4 protein-coding genes are annotated in these 2,780 nt (G+C 69.6%); 1 reads left to right on the forward strand and 3 read right to left on the reverse strand.

Translation table 11 applies throughout. From position 1 onward, the window contains the following. The coding region (gene rsfS, locus Q0C38_RS23205) for a ribosome silencing factor (protein ID WP_408870067.1) at positions 1-407 on the forward strand (407 nt) is incomplete at its 5' end. Positions 408-410: 3 nt separating this feature from the next. Here rsfS and Q0C38_RS23210 read toward each other — a convergent pair. The 3 genes from Q0C38_RS23210 to Q0C38_RS23220 form a co-directional block, all read right to left on the reverse strand. Next, positions 411-1,097, reverse strand: coding sequence for an ATP-binding cassette domain-containing protein (locus Q0C38_RS23210; RefSeq protein WP_291299511.1), 687 nt, complete (start codon positions 1,095-1,097; stop codon positions 411-413). Positions 1,098-1,103: 6 nt separating this feature from the next. Continuing rightward, positions 1,104-2,276, reverse strand: a complete 1,173-nt coding sequence (gene devC, locus Q0C38_RS23215; RefSeq protein ID WP_291299512.1) for an ABC transporter permease DevC — start codon at positions 2,274-2,276, stop codon at positions 1,104-1,106. Then, on the reverse strand, positions 2,273-2,780 hold a 508-nt coding region (locus Q0C38_RS23220), incomplete at its 5' end, for an HlyD family efflux transporter periplasmic adaptor subunit (RefSeq protein ID WP_291299513.1). The genes devC and Q0C38_RS23220, both read right to left, overlap by 4 nt.

Consider the following 2,780-nt stretch of genomic DNA (forward strand, 5'->3'; position numbering starts at 1 on the left):
CAGCGAAGCCGAAGGCGCGCCGCGCCGCGAAGGCGACCCCCACCCCGCCGAAGCCCGATCGCGGCATCGACGCGATCACCCGCCTCGCGGTCGAGAGCCTGGAGGCTGACAAGGCCGAGAACGTCGTCGTGCTCGACCTTACCGGCAAGGCGGCCTTCGCCGACCGGATGGTGGTGGCGACCGGGCTGGCAGGCCGCCAGATCCAGGCGATGGCCGAGCACCTGGTCGAGAAGCTCGAGGGTCAGGGCATCGGCCGCGTGAGGATCGAGGGCCTTGGCGCATCCGACTGGGTGCTGATCGATGCCGGTGACCTTGTCGTGCACCTGTTCCGCCCCGAGGCGCGCTCGCTCTACGCGCTCGAGAAGATGTGGGGCATGGCGTTGCCCGAGGACGCCCGCAGCACCTGACGCCTAGTTCCTCGCACCCTCGATGATCCGTCCATCCTCCATCGCGACGATCCTGTCGGCGATGTCGAGGATGCGGGGGTCGTGGGTGACAAGCAGGATGGTGCGGCCGCGCTCCTTGGCGAGCCGGCGCAGCAGGCGCATCGCGTCACCCCCCGTCCTGCTGTCGAGCGCGGCGGTGGGCTCGTCGGCGAGGATGGCACCTGGCTCGTGCACCAGCGCGCGGGCGATCGCCACGCGCTGCCGCTGCCCGCCCGAGAGCGTGGCGGGATAGGCGCCGATCTTGTCGGCGAGGCCGACATCCTCCAGCGCCGCATCGGCCCGCGCGAGCCGTTCCGCCTCCGACAGCGTCGCCTCGACCTCGAGCGCCATCGCGACATTCTGCCGCGCGGTGAGGAAGCCGAGCAGGTTGTGATGCTGGAAGATGAAGCCGATGCGCCGGCGCAGCAGCACGCGGTCACGCTCACCCGCGCCCGCGAGCTCGGTTCCCAGCACGCGGCAGGAGCCGTCCTGCACGGCACGCAGCGCGCCGACCAGCGTCAACAGCGTGGTCTTTCCAGAGCCGGAAGGACCCGTCAACAGAACGATCTCGCCGGGGTGCACGGCGAGCGAGAGATCGACCAGCACGGGCTTGGCGAGCTCGCCGTCACCGAAACGATGCGTCAGGCCCCGGACATCGATCGCGTGCGTCATGCGGGCCTAGAACATATCCGCTGGGTTCGCGTCGCGCAGCTTGCGGATGGCGAGCAGGCCGGAGATGACGCACATGCCGAACACGAGCACGAACACGAGAATGCTCTTCTCGAGGTCGAGCGTCAGCGGGATGAAGATCTGCTTCGTCGCCAGTGCGTAGAGCGCCTTCGACGCGAGCCAGCCGGGAACGTAGCCGGCCACGGCGAGGATCAGGGAGGCACCCATCACCACGCGCGCGAGATAGAAATTGCCGTAGCCCATCGCCTTCAGCGTCGCGTACTCGCCGATGTGGCGCGCGATGTCGGTGAACAGGATCTGGTAGACGATGACGCAGCCGACGATCAGCCCGATCACCACGCCCATGCCGAAGATGAAGCCGATCGGGGCCGCCTCGGCCCAGTAGCGCATCTCGAAATCGATCAGCTGCTGGTGCGTCATCAGCATCACGTCATCGGCCAGCAGCGGGGCGATCGCGGCCTTCACGGCGAGCGGGTCGGCGCCCGGGCTGAGGAAGATCGCGCCGATATCGACATGCCCGAAGGTGCGGTTCGGGAAGAGGCGGAGGAAGTTCGTCTCGGACGTGATGGCGTTGCCCTCCGAGCCGAAGGTGGCGCCGATGCGGAACAGCCCGGCCACCTCGACACGGCGGTTGGCGACCTCGACGAAGAGTGGACCCTGCCTCAGAAGTTCCGGAACCGGTCCGAATTCCGGCTTGCTGCGCTCGTCGAACAGGATCACGTCGGCCCGCCGGATCGCCTCGCGCCCGGCCGCGTCCATCCCCTCGTAGTCGAGCAGGCCGGCTTCGGGATCGACGCCGAACACGAGCAGGGTGCGCTTGAGGCTGGTGACCGGGTTTTTCCACGCCGCGTTGGCGACGTACATCGGCACGACGCGGTCCACCCCGTCCGCGCCGAGCGTCTGCATCAGCCGTGCGCGCGGAAAGGGCTGCGTGCGCCAGAGCGCTTCCGCCTGGCGGTGCATCAGGTACAGATCGGCCCGCATGCCTTCCTGCGGCTTCACCGCGCTGTCGAACAGCGCGTCCATGAAGCCGAGCTGCATGAAGATCAGCAGGCAGGCGAACAGTACGCCCGACAGCGCCGCCAGCAGCCGCGCAGGCTCGTGCTTGAGCTGCCGCCAGGCGAGGCGGAGCGGCAGCAGCCACGTTGCCGCTGCCTTCATGGCGCGATCCTGACCTGCACCTGCATGTTGCTGCGCCGCGCCAGAGCATCGGTGCCGGCATCGTCGAGCGCGAGCCTGACCTCGACCACGCGCGCATCGATCGCCGCCACCGGGTCGGCTGAGACAACGGCGCTGCGGCGGACCATCCAGCCGATCTCGCGCACGGTGGCGCCGAAGCGTCGCTGCTCGCCCGGAACGATCACCTCTGCCCGCGCCCCCTGGCGCACGCGCGGCAGGTCTGTCTCGTAGACCTCGGCGACGATGTCGAGCGCGGTGAGATCGGCGAGTTCGAGCACCCCGTCCTCCCCCACCTTCTCGCCGGCGCGCGCATGCAGCTTCAGCACGCGTCCGCCGATCGGCGCGAGAAGGCGCGCGGTGTCGCGATCGGCAAGCGCCTGGGCCTCCCCCGCCGCCGCGGCGGCGAGTTCGGCGCGGGCGACGGCGACATCCTCGGCGCGCGGCGAGAGCAGGGTGGCCAGGTCGGCTTCGGCGCGCGCGCGCTCG

It is taken from the genome of Elioraea sp., from assembly GCF_022842375.1.
Taxonomy (GTDB): Bacteria; Pseudomonadota; Alphaproteobacteria; order Acetobacterales; family Acetobacteraceae; genus Elioraea_A.

Coding starts and splice junctions, on each gene's coding strand:
- Q0C38_RS23210 (WP_291299511.1), bottom strand. CDS start 1,097: ATGACGCACGCGATCGATGTCCGGGGCCTGACGCATCGTTTCGGTGAC.
- devC (WP_291299512.1), bottom strand. CDS start 2,276: ATGAAGGCAGCGGCAACGTGGCTGCTGCCGCTCCGCCTCGCCTGGCGG.